Annotated in this window: 10 protein-coding genes and 1 pseudogene; 5 read left to right on the plus strand and 6 right to left on the minus strand. The window is 73.6% G+C overall.

What is annotated here, in order from left to right; genetic code table 11:
- Positions 1-181 precede the first annotated feature (181 nt).
- The gene (locus AB0M97_RS09080) at positions 182-937 is read right to left on the minus strand and encodes a GPP34 family phosphoprotein (RefSeq protein WP_365960084.1); all 756 of its coding nucleotides are present in this window, start codon (positions 935-937) and stop codon (positions 182-184) included.
- Between the two features lie 238 nt (positions 938-1,175).
- Between AB0M97_RS09080 and AB0M97_RS09085 the strand changes: the two genes are divergently transcribed.
- The 3 genes from AB0M97_RS09085 (at position 1,176) to AB0M97_RS09095 (ending at position 7,863) form a co-directional block, all read left to right on the plus strand.
- A complete protein-coding gene (locus AB0M97_RS09085; RefSeq protein WP_365960085.1) occupies positions 1,176-3,914 on the plus strand; it encodes a D-alanyl-D-alanine carboxypeptidase in 2,739 nt (912 codons plus the stop codon).
- Positions 3,915-4,104: 190 nt separating this feature from the next.
- Complete coding sequence (locus tag AB0M97_RS09090) at positions 4,105-6,006, plus strand: MFS transporter (RefSeq protein ID WP_365960086.1); 1,902 nt, start codon at positions 4,105-4,107, stop codon at positions 6,004-6,006.
- 291 nt (positions 6,007-6,297) lie between these two features.
- Positions 6,298-7,863 carry a sodium:solute symporter family protein gene (locus AB0M97_RS09095; RefSeq protein WP_365960087.1) on the plus strand — a complete coding sequence of 522 codons (1,566 nt, stop codon included), beginning with the start codon at positions 6,298-6,300 and terminating at the stop codon, positions 7,861-7,863.
- A gap of 30 nt (positions 7,864-7,893) precedes the next feature.
- Here AB0M97_RS09095 and AB0M97_RS09100 read toward each other — a convergent pair whose 3' ends face one another.
- Positions 7,894-9,012 carry an ADP-ribosylglycohydrolase family protein gene (locus tag AB0M97_RS09100; RefSeq protein ID WP_365960088.1) on the minus strand — a complete coding sequence of 373 codons (1,119 nt, stop codon included), beginning with the start codon at positions 9,010-9,012 and terminating at the stop codon, positions 7,894-7,896.
- A gap of 148 nt (positions 9,013-9,160) precedes the next feature.
- Between AB0M97_RS09100 and AB0M97_RS09105 the strand changes: the two genes are divergently transcribed.
- Positions 9,161-9,679, plus strand: a complete 519-nt coding sequence (locus AB0M97_RS09105) for a DUF2165 domain-containing protein (RefSeq protein WP_365960089.1) — start codon at positions 9,161-9,163, stop codon at positions 9,677-9,679.
- Positions 9,680-9,699: 20 nt separating this feature from the next.
- Here AB0M97_RS09105 and AB0M97_RS09110 read toward each other — a convergent pair whose 3' ends face one another.
- From AB0M97_RS09110 to AB0M97_RS09125, 4 genes and pseudogenes are all read right to left on the minus strand, one after another.
- Complete coding sequence (locus tag AB0M97_RS09110; protein WP_365960090.1) at positions 9,700-10,263, minus strand: hypothetical protein; 564 nt, start codon at positions 10,261-10,263, stop codon at positions 9,700-9,702.
- 86 nt (positions 10,264-10,349) lie between these two features.
- On the minus strand, positions 10,350-12,935 hold the full coding sequence (locus AB0M97_RS09115; protein ID WP_365960091.1) for a bifunctional FO biosynthesis protein CofGH: 2,586 nt from the start codon (positions 12,933-12,935) through the stop codon (positions 10,350-10,352).
- A 29-nt stretch (positions 12,936-12,964) separates the two neighbouring features.
- Positions 12,965-13,618: pseudogene (locus AB0M97_RS09120) on the minus strand (TIGR03619 family F420-dependent LLM class oxidoreductase); the annotation flags it as partial.
- Positions 13,619-13,645: 27 nt separating this feature from the next.
- Positions 13,646-14,056, minus strand: coding sequence for a VOC family protein (locus tag AB0M97_RS09125; RefSeq protein ID WP_365960092.1), 411 nt, complete (start codon positions 14,054-14,056; stop codon positions 13,646-13,648).
- Positions 14,057-14,350: 294 nt separating this feature from the next.
- Here AB0M97_RS09125 and AB0M97_RS09130 point away from each other — a divergent pair, with 294 nt between their 5' ends.
- Positions 14,351-17,302: a BTAD domain-containing putative transcriptional regulator gene (locus AB0M97_RS09130; protein ID WP_365960093.1), complete on the plus strand. Its 2,952-nt coding sequence runs from the start codon at positions 14,351-14,353 to the stop codon at positions 17,300-17,302.
- The last annotated feature ends 30 nt before the right edge of the window (positions 17,303-17,332 follow it).

The raw sequence follows: 17,332 nt of genomic DNA on the forward strand, positions 1-17,332 counted from the left end.
CGTCGTCGTCCGGACGTACGGTCCCACCGCCCCGCGCGGTCCGGCGGCTCCCGAACCGGTCCTGGGCGACGGTGCGGTGCTCGGTGCGGCGGTGCTGTGTGTGAGCGGTGCTGTGGTGCGGGGTGTTACCGGTATGCGGTTGTTCCGCTGCGTCGCTGTTCCGCCGCGCCCGGCGTACGGCTCAGTGGGCCACGACGCGTGCCGCGCTTTCGCGGTGCGGCTGCATCGGCACCCCGCGGGCGGGGGCCGGGGCGGCCCTGCCCCCGGCGGTGGCCTGCCGGCCGGCCGGTGGGGCGGTGCGGCGCGGCTGGGCCGCCACGCCGTTCTGGACGTCCATCACGGCGTGCGCCACGAGGCCGCCCATCGGGTCGTGCCTGATCAGGTCCCGCAGCCGGGAGCGGGACGAGCGTCCCTCGTTCCCCGGATACAGGTGCTTGCCGAGACCGACCGCGTGCGCGAGCGCGGCGAGTGCCGCGGTCCGCGGGTCCGGCGGTACGCCGGTGCGGATCGCGGAATCCAGCCGGGACCTGATCTCCCGGCTGATCGCGTTGTCCGTCGCCTGATAGCGAGTCGTCGGCAGCACTCCGCACATCTGACCGGCGACGGCATGCACCATGCCGCACCGCTCCAGATGCGAGAGGTAGGTCTGGCGGAGCCCCAGGCGGGGCCCGCCGATCCAGTGGACGGCACGCACGGGAGCGCCACGCCTTCGCAGCAACTCCAACGCGCAGTCCAGTGTTGGATCTCCTGTCGGCCGTGGCTGCACCACGGCGATACGATCCCCGTCTGGGGCTATCCGTCCGGCCAGCGCCAGCTCCACTAGCTGTGCTCCGGCCAGACCGAGGTCGAGCGACTGCGGCTGTGCAGTGGTACCCGTGGCCGGGTCCAGTGCCAGCAGCAGAAGCTCCTCCGGAAGTGTTCTGCGGCTCCTGCCCATCCATGCCTCCCCGCGTGGATGAATGACAGGGTGACCCCTCTCACATTGGTCTGTCGAGGGTGCGTGACCTGTTTGTGAGGGAACCGGCAGGTATGTCGTTCTCGTCTACCGCTCCGGGCAGGCCCGCAGACAGGACACTGGTACATGGTTCGGACAGCGGCGCGGCGGCCTGAAGGCGCGGTGCCGGTGGTGTCCGGGCGGCGGCTCACGGTTCGGTAACGCACGGAGTGCGTGCGGCATGGAGGAGGCATCGGTGGCGGGCGAGTCCCCCGACAGGTCGAGGCAGCGCGAGTCGTCGGAACAACCGACGCCGGGCAGCACGGGTCCGGTTCCCGAGGCCAGGAGCGAATCGGTACGAGATCCCCGCCTGGGGGTGGCCAAGGGGGCGGCAGCGACCCCGGCCCCGGCGGAACCGCGTGGCGCCGCGGACGCGGACAGGGCGACGAAGGTTTTCTCGGTGCGGGGGGCTGCCGGGAGCGCTGAGGGCACGGGCGGGGGTGACGCCGGGGGCGCCGAGGGTGCCGCCGCCGCGGCTGAAACCGGTGCGGCCGCTGAAGCCGGCCGGGCCGGTGAGGCCGGCGGCGGGCCGGGCGTGGGCGTCGACACGCGTGACGGGCGGCTGCGTGAGGCCGTGGCGGCGTGGGTGGCGACCGCGGACACGGGCAAGGGCGGCAAGGGCGCGGAGGAGGCCGGGGAAGGGCCTCAGGAGGGGCCCGAGGGTTCCCGGGGTGAGGGTCCGGCTTCTCGGGGCGGCATGGACCGCACGGCCGAGATGGACGCGCCCTCGGCAGCCGGCCTCGACGCCGACGCCGACGACGCCTCGGCAGCGGGGGCCGGCGAGCCTCGCGCCGACGGCACCTCCGCGACCGACGCGGACCGGACCGGCGAGCCCGGCGAGCCCGGCGAGGACGACGCCGACGTGTCTGTCGCGGACGAGGCGCCCGAAGCCGACGCCGGCGAAGCCGCTGCCGCCGACGCCGCGGACCAGGCTCCCGAGGACGAGCCCCGGGCCGCCGTGCCCGGCGCCGACGCCCGGGACGAGGCCTCCGAGGTCTCCCAGGCCCCCGAGGCCTCCACGGCAGACGCCGACGGCGACGCGCCCCGGTCCGACGCCACGGCCGAGCCCACGGATGCCGAGCCGAAGGACGCCGCACCCGCAACCGGGCCCGCGGACGCCGAGCCGACGGACGAAGCCGGGCCCGAGGACGCCCCACCCGCAACCGGTGACGCCGAGCCCAAGGACGGCGACGGCACCGACGGCAAGCCCGGCGCGCGTCGCGTCGATCAGCCCACCGCCGTCTTCACGGCCGTACGGCCTCCCGTGGACCAGCCCACCACGATGCTGAAGCTCGGCGACGCGGCCAAGCCCGGGTCGCCCCCCGAGAGCGACAGCGCGCCCAGGCCCGAGCCCAAGGCGGACGCCCGGCCCAAGCCCCAGGCCGCCCCCGGCGACGCGCCCAAGGCGCAGCCCACGCCCGGCGCCCAGCCGAAGCCCGGAGACCAGGCCAGGCCCGGAGACCAGCCGAAGTCCGGAGCGCAGCCCCAGCCCACCCCGCCCGCCAGCCCCGGCGCCGAAGCCGAGCGGACCAGTCGCTTCGTCGCCCTCAAGCCCCTCGACGAGGCGCGCCCCGTCGCGGATGCCACCCGGCCCGTGCCGCAGCTCGGGCCCGAGCGGACGACTCAGCAGCCGTTGCCGCCGAAGCCGCCGCTGGACCTGCTGGCGGAGCTGACGAACACCCCGCCGCCGCCGGACACGCCGCTGCGGACGCTGGTGCGCCGGGTCAAGATCTGGACGCCGCTGGTGCTGCTGCTGGTGATCGTCTTTGCGGTCGTGCAGTCCGTGCGCCCGCTGCCGCAGCCCACGCTCGACCTGACCGCGCAGGACAGCTACACCTTCGACGGCGGCAGGGCCGAGATCCCGTGGCCGGCGGCCGGACAGGCCGCCCTCGACGTGCAGGGCATCGGTTCGTTCGGCTCGTCCGGCGCGCAGAAGCCGGTGCCGATCGCCAGCGTCGCCAAGGTGATGACGGCGTATCTGGTCCTGCGCGACCACCCGATCAAGAGCGGCGCCGAGGGGCCGAAGATCAAGATCGACCAGGCCGCCGAGGACCAGTCGGAGGCCGGGCAGGAGTCGACCGTCAAGGTGACGGCCGGTGACTCGATCACCGAGCGGGAGGCGCTGGAGAGCATCCTCATCGCGTCGGCGAACAACGTGGCGCGGCTGCTCGCCCGCTGGGACGCCGGTTCGGAGAAGGCGTTCGTGGACAAGATGAACGCCGCGGCCGAGGACCTCGGCATGACGAACACGACGTACACCGACCCGTCGGGCCTGAACAACACCACGGTGAGCACGGCCGTGGACCAGGTGAAGCTGGCGAAGGCGGCGATGAAGCAGCCGGTCTTCCGGGAGGTCGCCGCGATGATGTCGTACGTCGACTACAAGGGCGTCCGGCACAACAACTGGAACCAGCTGGTCGGCTTCAACGACGTCGTCGGCATCAAGACCGGCACGACGACCTCCGCGCTCGGCAACCTGGTGTTCGCGGCGAAGAAGAAGATCGGCGGCGAGACGCGGACCGTCGTCGGTGCCGTGGTGCGCCAGCCGGCGGGCGGCTCGGACAACACCATCCTGCAGGGCGCCCTGTCGGCGGGAGACCGGCTGATCCGGGCGGCGCAGGACGCGCTGGAGTCGGCGACGATCCTGAGGAAGGGCACGGTCGTGGGGTATGCCGACGACGGTCTCGGCGGGCGTACGCCCGTCGCCGTCACCGAGGACGTCAAGGCCGTCGGCTGGGCGGGGCTGAAGGTGAAGCTGACGTTCGCCGGCGCCGACCTGCCGCACACCGGGAAGGCGGGCGCCGAGGTCGGCACGCTCACGGTCGGCGACGGCACCAGCAGTGCCGTCAAGGTCCCGGTGGCGCTCCAGGAGGACCTGGCCGAGCCCGGCTTCACGGACCGGCTGACCCGCATCACCTGACCCGCGTCGTCCGGCCCGCGTCGCCCGGTCCGGGCGCGCGGCCGGACCGCCGCACCCCGCCGAGCAGACCCCCGGCGGGGTGCGTGCTAGCGTCACGAATCGGGGCAGGTCGCGGGTCAGCACAGCGGTGAACACGACGAGGGCGTGACGCGGCCGAGGGAAGAAGACGGGACACGGGGAGTGCCTTCAGGTGGCCACTGCGGAGCCGACACGCGCCGACGACGCCGATCCGGACCCGGGATCCGGCTCGCGCCCCCACGTGCCCGCGCCCCGCGCGCACGACGGCCGCGCAGCGTCCGACGCCGGCCGGGACCGTGCCGCCCGTGCCGGGAGCCGGGGTCCCGCCGGGGAGCCGGAATCCCCGGTGACGACCGCCTTCCTGGCCCTGCGCGAACGGCTGCTGCGGCATCCCGTGCTGTCGGTCACCGCGCTGGCGGGCGTGCTGCACATCCTCTGGTTCTTCACCTTCGCGAACAGTGGCGGTGATCTCGCGGCGCAGGACGCCTGGGCCGAGTTCGTCGGCCGGCACCCGGACTCCGCGTACAACCTGGCCTGGTACGGCGGGATGCACCCGGTGTCGTACAGCGTGGTGTCGCCGTATCTGATGTCGGTGCTCGGCGTCCGTACGACGATGATGATCGCCGGGACGGTGTCGGCGGGGCTGCTGACGCTGGTCCTGATCCGCAGCCGGTCGGTGCGCAATCCGCTGTGGGCCGCGCTGGCGGGCGTGTTCGCGCTGTTCTGCAACGCGGCGTCGGGGCGCGTGACGTTCGGCCTCGGCACGATGTTCGCGCTCGGGGCGGTCGCCGTCGTGTTCTGCTGGCCGTACCGCTGGCGCCACCGGCGCTGGGCGAAGGCGCTGTGCGCGGCGCCGCTGGCCGCGCTGGCCACCATGGCGTCGCCGGTCGCGGGCCTGTTCGTGGGGCTGGTCGCGGTCGCGCTGTTCCTGCAGCGGCGCCGGCCGGGCGCGTGGGCGCTGGGGCTCGCGCCGGCCGCGGTGGTGGCGGTGTCGGCGTGGCTGTTCCCGTTCTCGGGCACGCAGCCGATGTCGTTCCTGTCGGTGATCCTGCCGCTGGCGTTCTCGGTGCTGGTGTGCGTGCTGGTGCCCCGGGACTGGAAGACGGTCCGGCTGACGTCCGGGGTGTACGCGCTGTCGGTGGTGCTGGTGTGGCTGATCAGCTCGCAGATCGGGTCCAACATCACGCGGCTGGCGATGCTGTTCGCGGGGGTGGCGCTGCTGGCGGCGCTGCCGTTCACGGTGCCGCGCAGCCGCACGTGGTACGCGCTGGTGGTGTCGTTCGTCGGGTTCAACGTGTGGATCGGCGTGAAGTCGGTCAACGACGTCGTGCACACGGCGCCCGCGGCGTCCTGGTCGCGCGAGCTGGCGCCGCTCGTCAACGAACTGCAGGAGGTGCGCGCCGAGCGGGGCCGCGTCGAGGTGGTCCCGGCCCGCTCGCACCGCGAGGCGTCCGCGCTCGCGCCGTACGTGAACCTGGCCCGCGGCTGGAACCGCCAGGCCGACATGGAGCGCAACCCCCTCTTCTACGACGACACCCTCAACTCGGCGAACTACCACGAGTGGCTGAAGCGCTGGGCCGTGCACTTCGTGGTGGTGCCGAAGGACGAGCCGGACGGTGACGGCGGCGAGCGGGAGCGGGAGCTGGTGCAGCGGGGCCTGCCGTACCTGAAGCAGATCTGGGGCGACGCCAACTGGCAGCTGTTCGAGGTCCTCGACCCGACGCCGCTCGCGGAGCCGCACGCGACCGTGGTGCGCGCCGAGCAGGGCGAGGTGGTGGTGGACGTGCGCAGGCCCGGCCGGGTCCTGATCCGCATTCCGTACTCGCCGTGGCTGAGCATCGTCGACGACGAGGGCAGGAGCCTGAAGCCGCCGCGGGAGACGGAGGCCTCCCGCAACCGTCCCGAGGGCATGCCGAAGACGTACGAGAACGTGAACGGCTGCCTGTCGGAGACGGAGGAGGACGCCGAGGGCGACCGCTGGACGGAGCTGCTCGCGCCGAAGGCGGGCACCTACCGGCTGGCGGCCCCCTACCAGCTGCCGCGCGGAACACCGTGCCCCGAGGAGCTGCGGTAAGGGATTCTCCCGCCGTCCCACGCCCGCCCCACGCCCGCCCCACGCTGGTCGCACGCCGGTCCCAGCCGGTCCACGGGGGCTGCGACACCCCTCACGGTGTTCACATAGATGAACAACAATCAGTGCGCCGAACATTTTTACCTGCTCTTGACCCACCGCGCCATTGTCCCGACCACGCCATCCCACCCACGATGAGCGGGCACTTCGCGGCCTTCCACGCCCTTACCCCGCTCAGGCGAAGTGCCAACCAGCTGAGCGGAGTTCACAAGGCGGACCCTGGAAGGGGGGCACGTGAACAGTCTCGACTGGGCCGTACTCATCGGCTACTTCGCCGTGATGGTCGCGATCGGCGTCTGGTCCCACAAACGCGTGGACAACGTCAGCGACTTCTTCACGGCCGGCGGCAGGATGCCCTGGTGGCTGTCCGGCATCTCGCACCACATGTCGGGCTACAGCGCGGTGATGTTCACCGGGTACGCGGGCATCGCCTACACCTACGGCGTCACGTCCTTCGTCACCTGGTCGTTCCCCATCGCCCTGGGCATCGCGATCGGCTCGAAGCTGTTCGCGCCGCGCATCAACCGGCTCCGCTCGCGGCTGCACGTGGCCTCGCCGCTGGAGTACCTGAAGAACCGCTACGACCTGAAGACCCAGCAGGCGCTGGCCTGGTCCGGCATGCTGCTGAAGATCGTCGACGTGGGCGCCAAGTGGGCCGCCATCGCGACGCTGCTGTCGGTGTTCACCGGCATCTCCCTGAACCAGGGCATCCTCATCACCGGCGTCGTCACCGGCATCTACTGCACGATCGGCGGCCTGTGGGCGGACGCGCTGACCGAACTCGGGCAGTTCGTCATCCAGCTCCTCGCCGGACTCGCCATGTTCTTCGCGGTCCTCGTCGAACTCGGTGACTTCGGCGGCTTCTTCGGCGTCTGGGACGAACCCGAGCTGCAGGGCCACGGCGAACCGCTGGCCGGCCCGTACGGCACGGTGTTCCTGCTGGCGTTCCTGTTCATCAAGCTGTTCGAGTACAACGGCGGCATGCTCAACCAGGCCCAGCGCTACATGGCCACCCCCAACGCCAAGGAGGCCGAGCGGTCGGCGCGGCTGTCGGCCGTCCTGTGGCTGGTCTGGCCGCTGGTGCTGTTCTTCCCGATGTGGATGTCGCCGCTGCTGGTCGAGTCCAACAAGACCGACGGGTCCGACTCCTACGCCCTGATGACCGAGCAGCTCCTGCCGCACGGCCTGCTGGGCCTGGTCATCGTCGGCTTCTTCTCGCACACCATGGCCATGTGCTCCTCCGACGCCAACGCCATCGCGGCCGTCTTCACACGGGACGTGGCGCCGGTGCTGTCGGCGAAGGCGCGGGCCTGGAACGAGCGGTCGGGGCTGATCGCGGCGCGCGTGACGACGGTGGCGTTCCTCGCCCTGTCGATGGCGGTGGCGACGCAGGTCAACTCGCCGACGTTCAAGGACATCATCACCGTCGTCATCAAGTGGGTCGCCGGTCTGATGGGCCCGATCGCGATCCCGATGATGCTGGGCCTGCTCCGCCAGTTCCGCAGGTGCGGGCCGACGGCCGCGATCACCAGCTGGGCAGCCGGTCTGCTGGCCTTCTGGCTGGTCAACTACCCGATCCACTGGAACATCGACGGCGGTGTGCCGCTGCAGTACCAGGTGTCGATCCCGCTGGCCGTGTCGCTCGTGCTCTACGTCCTGATCGGCCGGCTGAAGCCGGAGGACACCCCCGAGCGGGACCTCATCATCGAGCGGATCAACACCGACAGCGACGGCGCCGCCGCGGTCCCGGCCCCGGCGGCCGGACCGGACGACGCGGTGCCGACCACCGTGAGGGACTAGCGGGGAGGGCCGGGGACGGCCGGGGCCCGGTCAGGCACCCCGCGGGTAGCGCGCCAGCCACGCGGGCGACGAACCCGCCGGGCCGTGCAGGGCCGGACCCTGCGTCATCTCCATGGCGAAGTCGTCGGCCAGCTCCAGGATCGTGGGACGGCCCTCCAGCTCGGCCAGCCAGGCCGGCGGCAGGGCCGTCTCGCCGTGCAGGGCCCCGAGCAGGCCGCCGGTCAGCGCGCCCGCCGCGGCCGACGGGCCGTCCTGGTTCACCGCCAGGCACAGCCCGTGCCGTACGTCCTCCGCGACCAGCGCGCAGTACACGGCCGCGGCCACCAGGCCCTGCGCCGCGCCCTCGCCGGTCAGCTCCGCGACCCGGACCGGGGTGGGCATGCCCTGCCGCACCGCGCCCAGCGCGCGCTGCAACGCGTCCGACACCGGCTGGTGGCCGGGCCGCGCGGCGAGCAGCGCGAGCGCCCGCTGCACCGCGCCGTCCAGGCTCTCGCCCCGGGCCAGACCGTGCACGATCACCGCGTACGCGCCCGCCGCGAGGTATCCGGTGGGGTGGCCGTGGGTCTGCGCCGCGCACTCCACGGCGAGCTGCACCACCAGCTCGGGCTCCCAGCCGACGAGCAGCCCGAACGGCGCGGAGCGCGCGGCGGCCTCCGGGCCGGCCTCGCCGGGGTTCTTCGGCGCGTCCAGCGTGCCCATGGTGTCGTCGCCGAGGCCCAGCAGCAGGGCGCGGGAGGGGGCCCGGCGGGCGTACAGCCACTCCTCGCGGGCCAGCCAGCCGTCGTCCTTGCGGCGCTCGTCGGGGCCCCAGTCGCGCTGCGTGGCCGCCCAGCGCCGATACGCGCGGTGCAGGTCGGTCGGCGGATGCCAGGCGCCGGTGTCGCGGCGCACCTGGGCGCGGATCAGGCCGTCCGTGGAGAACAAGGTCAGCTGCGTGAGGTGCGTGACGGCGCCGCGCCTGCCGTAGGCGGGGAGCGGGCCGAGGACGCCCTCGGGGCCGTGCGCCGCCCGGATCGCCTCCAGGTCCAGGGCGTCGACGGGGGCGCCCAGCGCGTCGCCGACGGCCACGCCGAGCAGGGTTCCGCGCACCCTGCTGCGGAAGTCCTGCTGTTCGGTACGGCCCCAGACGGCGCCGGCTGTCGCACCCACCCAGACCTCCCGGTGCACCGTCGGACGTACGACCGTCCAGCACTGTAATCGAACGGGAACGGTCGGTTCAGGGGCCGGATCGGTATGCCGGATGTGGCTCGGTGGTCCCGATGGATCGTTGACGCGCACGGGTGGGAAGAAACCTCCCATGGCCACCACCCAACGCGCTCTCGCGCTCGCCGCCACGCTCCTGACCGCCACCGTCGCCCTCTACATGACGCTCGTCGCCGTCGGGAACATCACCGACTTCGGCACCAACCAGCAGTTCGTCCGGCATGTCCTGGCGATGGACACGACGTTCGGGGACGAGGACCTGATGTGGCGGGCGATCACCACGACGTGGCTCCAGGACGCCGCGTACGTGGCGGTCATCGTGTGGGAGTCGGCCGCCGCGCTCGTGCTGCTCGCCGGGACCTGGCTGTGGCTGCGGCGCGACCATCCGCGCGCCCGGCGCGTCACCACGTACGGGCTGCTCATGGTCATGCTGCTGTTCGGGGCCGGGTTCATGGCGATCGGCGGGGAGTGGTTCGCGATGTGGCAGTCGGAGGACTGGAACGGGCTGGACGCGGCGACGCGGGTGTTCCTGCTCAGCGGGATCGTGCTGGTCGCCGTCCACCTGCCGCTGACGGACCCGGCGGGGCGCTCCGGGCGGGGCGGCGGCTCCTGACGAGACCCTGCAGAGACTGCCTACTTGACGACGGTGACCGTCGTCCCGGTCGTGCCGAAACTCCACAGCGCCGAGCCGTCCGCCGTGCGCAGCCGGATGCCGCCCGTGTCGGTGCCCTCGGCGGGCGGCGGCGAGGAGCCGTCGACCGCGTTGGAGAAGGCGATCGACAGGCCGGACTTGGCGGCGAAGTACACGATGTTCTCGATGTTGACGCCGTCGGAGCCGGTCGTGGCCTCCCGCCGGGTGGTCACCGTGTACGTGCCCGGGTCGGGGCTGACCGTGCCCGGCCACACCCGGAAGGTGCGCCGGGTCGCCTCGCTCGCGTCGACCAGCCACACCCGCTGCTGCCCGAGCGAGTAGACGATGCGCCGCCCGGTGCCGGAGCCGTCCGGCACCCGCACCGACTGGGTCTGTTCGGGTCCCGGCCGGGGGCTCGCCGACGCCGACGCGCTCGGGCGTGCGGCCGACGCGGCGGGCTGCGGGCCCTGGTCGGCCTGCACGGCCAGCACGGCCACCGCCGCGATCGCCCCCACGGTCAGACCGCTGACCCAGGCCCATGAGGGAAGTCGGGCAGGCACGGGCACGCATCTCCTCAGTCACGGAACCCCGTAAGTCAGGGGCCCGATCATCGTACTGCGAGGGCCCTGCCCGCCGGCCCGCGCCCGCGGCCTCAGTCCAGTACCGGCAACAGCTCGGGGAGGTGCCCGTCCGAGGCCGCCGCCGCCCGCTGCCGTTCCTCGGGGACCTGCCCGTACAGCGTGGTCCGCGGCCTGGCCGGGCGGCCGGCCGCCTCCGCTACGGCGACGAGATCACGGACCGACTTGTACGAGCCGTACGACGAGCCCGCCATGCGGGAGATCGTCTCCTCCATCAGGGTGCCGCCGAGGTCGTTGGCGCCCGAGCGGAGCATCTCCGCCGCGCCCTCGGTGCCCAGCTTCACCCAGCTGGTCTGGACGTTGGGGATGTACGGGTGCAGCAGCAGGCGGGCCGCCGCGGTCACCGCGCGGTTGTCGCGGGCCGTCGGGCCGGGGCGCGCGATGCCCGCCAGGTACACGGGCGCGTTGGTGTGGACGAACGGCAGCGTCACGAACTCCGTGAACCCGCCGGTCTGCTGCTGGATGCGGGCCAGCGTGCGCAGGTGGCCGAGCCAGTGCCGGGGCTGGTCGACGTGGCCGTACATCATGGTGGAGCTGGAGCGGATGCCCAGCTCGTGCGCGGTCGTGATCACCTCGATCCAGGTGGCCGCGGGCAGCTTGCCCTTGGTGAGGACCCAGCGCACCTCGTCGTCGAGGATCTCCGCCGCCGTGCCCGGGATCGAGTCGAGCCCGGCCTCCTTGGCGGCCGTCAGCCACTCGCGGACCGAAAGACCGGTGCGGGCCGCGCCGTTGACGACCTCCATCGGCGAGAAGGCGTGCACGTGCATCCCCGGCACGCGCTCCTTCACCGCCCGCGCGATGTCGAAGTACGCGGTGCCCGGCAGGTCCGGGTGGATGCCGCCCTGCATGCACACCTCGACCGCGCCGACCTCCCACGCCTGCTGGGCCCGGTCGGCGACCTGGGTGAGGGACAGCGTGTAGGCGTCGGCGTCGGTGCGGCGCTGGGCGAAGGCGCAGAAGCGGCAGCCGGTGTAGCAGACGTTGGTGAAGTTGATGTTCCGGGTGACGATGTACGTCACGTCGTCGCCGACGGCCGACGCGCGCACGTCGTCCGCGATCCGGCACAGGGCGTCCAGCGCGGGCCCGTCGGCGTGCAGCAGCGCGAGGGCCTCGGCGTCCGTCAGCTTCGTCGGGTCGTCGGCCGCGGTCGCCAGGGCCCGGCGTACGTCCGTGTCGATGCGCTCGGGTGCCATGCCGGGGGCGGCGGCCTCGCGCAGCGCGTCCCAGTCGCCGTACACCTCGTCGAAGTCCTCGCGCCGGTCGGAGGTGCGGCCCTCGGTGTCGATGGCGGTGTGCAGGTCGGTGCGGCCGGACGGCCGGAACGCCTCGTCGGGCTCCTGCCACGGCAGCCCCCGGGGCAGCGCGCCGGGGCGGGCCAGGCCGGTGTCCGGGTCGGCGAGCGCCGCGACGTGCGGGCGCAGCCGCGGGTCCAGCCAGGGCTCGCCGCGCCGCACGAACTCCGGGTAGACGCACAGCCGTTCCCGCAGCGCGAAGCCGGCGGCGGCGGAGTGTGCGGCCAGTTCCTCGATCCGGGGCCAGGGACGCTCGGGGTTGACGTGGTCGATGGTGAGCGGCGAGATCCCGCCCCAGTCGTCGATGCCGGCGCCGATCAGCCGCTCGTACTCGGCGTCGACCAGGTTCGGCGGGGCCTGGAGGCAGGCGGACGGGCCCATGACGAGCCGGGCGACGGCGACCGTGGCGACCAGGTCGTCCAGTTCCGCGTCGGGCATGCCGCGCATCGCGGTGTCCGGCTTGGCGCGGAAGTTCTGGATGATCAGTTCCTGGATGCCGTGGTGGGCGCGGGCGACCTTGCGCAGCGCGAACAGCGACTCGGCGCGCTCCTCGTACGTCTCGCCGATGCCGATGAGCAGGCCGCTGGTGAACGGCACCGACGAGCGGCCGGCGTCCTCCAGGACCCGCAGCCGCACGGCGGGTTCCTTGTCCGGGGAGCCGAAGTGCGGGCCGCCCGGCTCCGACCACAGGCGGGTCGCGGTGGTCTCCAGCATCATCCCCATCGAGGGCGCGACGGGCTTCAGACGCTGGAAGTCGGTCCAGGTCAGCACGCCCGGGTTGAGGTGCGGCAGGAGGCCCGTCTCCTCCAGGACGCGGATGGAGATCGCGCGGACGTAGGCGAGGGTGTCGTCGTAGCCGTGCGCGTCGAGCCACTCGCGCGCCTCGGGCCAGCGGTCCTCGGGCTTGTCGCCGAGGGTGATGAGGGCTTCCTTGCAGCCGAGGGCGGCGCCCTTGCGGGCGATGTCCAGCACCTCGTCCGGCGACATGAACATCCCGTGCCCGGCGCGCCGCAGCCTGCCGGGGACGGTGACGAACGTGCAGTAGTGGCACGTGTCGCGGCACAGCCGGGTCAGCGGGATGAAGACGCTCTTCGAGTACGTGATGACGCCGGGCCGGCCGGCCGCCTCCAGGCCCGCGTCCCGCACCCGGGCGGCGGAGGCGGCGAGGTCGACGAGGTGCTCGCCGCGGGCCTGGAGCAGCACCGCCGCCTCGGAGACGTCGAGGGCGACGCCGTCCCGGGCACGTTTGAGGGCGCGACGCAGGGAGTTCTCGGTGGGACCCGTTCCGGAGGTCGCGGAAGTCGTCATCCTCTGAGCATACGGTCGGGCTGATCAGGTCAGAGATGGGCGGCGAGTCCGTCCAGCGCCTTGAGCGTCCCGGCCTCCCCTGCCGGCGGCAGCCGCACCACGACCTCCTCGATGCCGAGGCCCGCGAAGTGCTCCAGTTTGCCCGGGCCGGGACGCACGGCGTACGGGACGACCCGGAGGGCGTCCGGGTCGCGGCCCGCGGCGGCCCACGCGTCGCGCAGCCGGGGCAGCGACGCGGACAGGCCGCGCCCGCCGATGGGCAGCCACCCGTCGGCGTACTCACAGATGTGCGCGAACAGCTTCGGCCCGGCCGCCCCGCCGATCAGCGTGCGCGGCCCGGTGACGGGCCCGCGCGGCTGCTGCACCGGCTTGGGGTGCGCGAGGCTGGCGCGCACACCGCCGAACTCGCCGTCGTACGCGGTGGGCCGCGGCGCCCACAGGGCCCGCATCAGCGCCATGCGGTCCCGGACCAGCTCGCGCCGGGTCCGCCACGCGACGCCGTGGTCGTCGGCCTCCTCCACGTTCCAGCCGAAGCCGACGCCGAGCGTGAGGCGCCCGCCGGACAGGTGGTCCACGGTCGCGATCTGCTTGGCGAGGTCGATCGGGTCGTGCTGGGCGACGAGCGTGATGCCGGTGCCGAGCCCGAGCCGCTCGGTGACGGAACCGGGCGCGCCACCCCCTGTCCATACCGACCGGTCGGCACCGGCTCGTCAGGGCCTGGCGCAGGGCCGGGTCATGATCTCCATGTTGTGCCCGTCGGGGTCGTCGAAGTAGGCCCCGCGACCGCCGAACAGCCGGTTGATCCGGCCCGGTTCGGTGTGGCCGGGGTCCGCGTAGTGGGTGGTCCCGAGCGCGCCGAGCCGGGCGATCATGCCGTCGAACCGGTCGTCGGGGACGAGGAAGGCGTAGTGCTGGCTCTGGATCGGCTCGTCGCGCTTCTCGTAGTAGTCGAGGGTGACGCCGTTGCCGAGGTCGACCGGCAGGAACGGCCCGAAGGGCGCGCCGACCTCCAGCCCGAGGACGGCGGCGAGGAACTCGGCGGACAGCTGCCGGTCGCGGGCGTGGACCACGGTGTGGTTCAACTGGACGGCAGTGGACTGCTGTGGTGCGTGCTGCGGCATGGGTGGGCGGTTCTCCCTTTCCTTTTGCTTCGCCCGTCGGTGGACAGTGGAAGGGAAAGGGGGGCGGCGCTCTGGCGCGCCCCGGGCTCACGCCGGGGCCGGGCGCCTCACTCGTGCGTGGCCCATGGCCGACCCGGCAGTCACGCCGCCGAGACTACCGGGTCTGCGGAGAGAGTGTGAGGGCCTTGTGTCACCCGGCACCACAGGCGGTGATCGGTATCGCGCGAAGCTGACGTGGTCGGCATGAACAAGGCAAACTGACTGCGTTGCTCAGCATGGCATAGGGGGACGGCGATGGGTGTACCGCGAGTGCCGGAGCAGAGGCGTAGCGGCTCGGGGGGGCCGGCGGCGCTGCGCTTCGGGGTGCTCGGCCCGGTGCGCGCCTGGCGCGGCGACGAGCCGCTGAGCACCGGCTCCCCGCAGCAGCGCGCCCTGCTGGCCGCGCTGCTGCTGCGCGAGGGCCGCACGGCGACCGCCGGTGAACTCATCGACGCCCTCTGGGGCGAGGACCCCCCGTCGCAGGCGCTGGCGGCGGTCCGCACGTACGCGTCCCGGCTGCGCAAGGTGCTGGGCGCCGGGCTGCTGGTCAGCGAGTCGGGCGGGTACGCGGTGCGGGGCCTGCGGGACGGCGCGCTGGACCTGACGCTGGCTCAGGACCTCACGTCCGAGGCGGAGAAGGCGCGCAGCGCCGGGGACCTGGCCCACGCCCGCGAGGCGCTCGGGCGGGCCCTGGCCCTGTGGGACGGGGAGACCCTGGCGGGCGTGCCCGGCCCGTACGCGGAGGCACAGCGCGTGCGCCTGGAGGAGTGGCGGCTGCAACTGCTGGAATGCCGCCTGGACATGGACCTGGAGCAGGGCTGCCACGCCGAGGCCGTCTCGGAGCTGACGGCCCTCACGGCGGCCCACCCCCTGCGCGAGCGTCTGCGCGAGCTGCTGATGCTGGCCCTGTACCGCAGCGGCCGGCAGGCGGAGGCGCTCGCCGTGTACGCCGACACCCGCCGCCTGCTGGCCGACGAGCTGGGCGTGGACCCGCGCCCGGGACTCCAGGACCTCCAGCAGCGCATCCTCCGGGCGGACCCCGGCCTGGCCGAGCCCTCCGCCCCGGCGGCGGAACCGGCGACGGCACCGGTCCGGCCCGCGCAACTCCCGGCGACCGTCCCGGACTTCACGGGCCGCACGTCCTTCGTGGCGGAACTCGGCGACGTCCTGGCCTCGGCGGAGGGCCGCGTGATGGCGGTCTCCGCGCTCGCCGGCATCGGCGGCGTCGGCAAGACGACCCTGGCCGTGCACGTCGCCCACCAGGCCCGCGCGGCCTTCCCCGACGGTCAGCTCTACGTCGATCTGCAGGGCGCGGGCGCGCGGTCGGCCGAACCGGAGACCGTCCTCGGCTCCTTCCTGCGCGCCCTCGGGACGGCCGACTCCGCCATCCCGGACTCCCTGGAGGAACGCGCCGCGCTGTACCGCTCCGTCCTCGACGGCCGCCGCGTCCTGGTCCTGCTGGACAACGCCCGCGACGCGGCCCAGGTACGGCCCCTGCTGCCCGGCACCGAGGGCTGCGCCGCCCTCATCACGTCCCGGGTCCGCATGGTCGACCTCGCGGGCGCCCACCTCGTCGACCTGGACGTGATGTCCCCGGAAGAGGCGCTGGCCCTGTTCACGAAGATCGTGGGCGAGGAGCGGGTGGCGACGGAGCGGGACTCCGCCCTGGACGTCGTGGCGGCCTGCGGCTTCCTGCCGCTCGCCATCCGCATCGCCGCGTCCCGCCTCGCGGCCCGCCGCAGCTGGACGGTGAAGGTGCTGGCCGCCAAGCTCGCCGACGAACGCCGCCGCCTCGACGAACTCCAGGCCGGCGACCTGGCCGTCAAGGCCACCTTCGAACTCGGCTACGGCCAGCTGGAGCCCGCCCAGGCCCGCGCCTTCCGCCTGCTCGGCCTGGCCGACGGCCCGGACATCTCCGTGGCGGCGGCAGCGGCGGTCCTCGACCTGCCGGCCGAGGACACCGAGGACCTCCTGGAGTCCCTGGTCGACACGTCCCTGCTGGAATCGGCGGCCCCCGGCCGCTACCGCTTCCACGACCTCGTACGGCTCTACGCGCGTGCCTGCGCGGAACGCGACGAGGACCCCCCGAGCGAGCGGGACGCGGCGATGGCGCGGCTGCTGGACTTCTACCTGGCGACGGCGGCGGCGGTCTACGCCATCGAGCGGCCCGGGGAGCGCGTCCTCGCCCACTTCGCCGCCACACAGCGGCCGGGCCTGGCCTTCCCCGACCGGGACCGCGCGCTGGAGTGGCTGTTCAGCGAGTCGGAGTGCCTGCTGGCCTGTGCGCGGCAGGCGGCGGCGGCCGGCCTGCAGCGCAAGGCGGCGGACCTGCTCATGGCGGCGGTCGACCTCGGTGAGTCGGGCGCCAACTCGCTGCAGTTCACGCAGGCCGCCGCGGCCGTCAGCGACGCCGCCCGGGCCGTCGGCGACTCCTGGGCCGAGGGCAGGGCCCGCACGATGCTCACCCACGTGCACAGCGTGTCCGGGCGGTTCGCCGAGGCGGAGGAGGAGGGCAGCAGGGCCCTCGCGCTCGGCCTGTCCTCCGGTGACCCGGTCGCCTGCGGCCAGGCACCCAACCAGCGCGGCATCATCGCCCTGTACGAGGGGCGGCACGGCGACGCGGAGGCCCACTTCGGTCAGGCCCTGGAGGCGTTCCGCGCCGACGGCAACCAGCCCGGGGAAGCCGCGGCCCTGTGCAACCTGTCCCGGGTGCACCTGGCGACCGGCCGCACGGACAGCGCCGTGGAGCTGGCGCGGACCGGCGTCGGGATCTACGAGCGGGACGCCACCGGGCAGGCCCTGCGGCTGGCGAACGGCAAGTACGCCCTCGGCATGGCCCTGACCAGCGCGGGCCGGACCGCGGAGGCGCGCTCCGCGCTGCTCGACGCGCTGGAGGTGTTCCGCAACAGCAGGCAGGTGCTCTGGCACGGCATGACGCTGTTCCGGCTGGCCGAGCTGCACCTGACCGACCGGCAGCCCGCGGTGGCCGCCTCGCAGGCCGAGCAGGCCCTGGTCACGCTGCGCGGCATCGGCGGGGACTGGCGGCGCGCCAACGTCCTCACGGTGCTGGGCCGCGCGCTGAGCGCCATCGGGCACACCGACCGGGCGCACGTCTGCTGGCAGGAGGCGCTGTCGGTGTTCGAGACGCTGGGGTCCCCGGAGGCGGCCGGGGTGCGCTCGCTGCTCAATCCCGCGGCGGTGGCCTGAGCGGGTGTCGGCGGGCTGAGGGGCGGCGGC

This window comes from Streptomyces sp. NPDC051207, assembly GCF_040682395.1.
Taxonomy (GTDB): Bacteria; Actinomycetota; Actinomycetes; order Streptomycetales; family Streptomycetaceae; genus Streptomyces.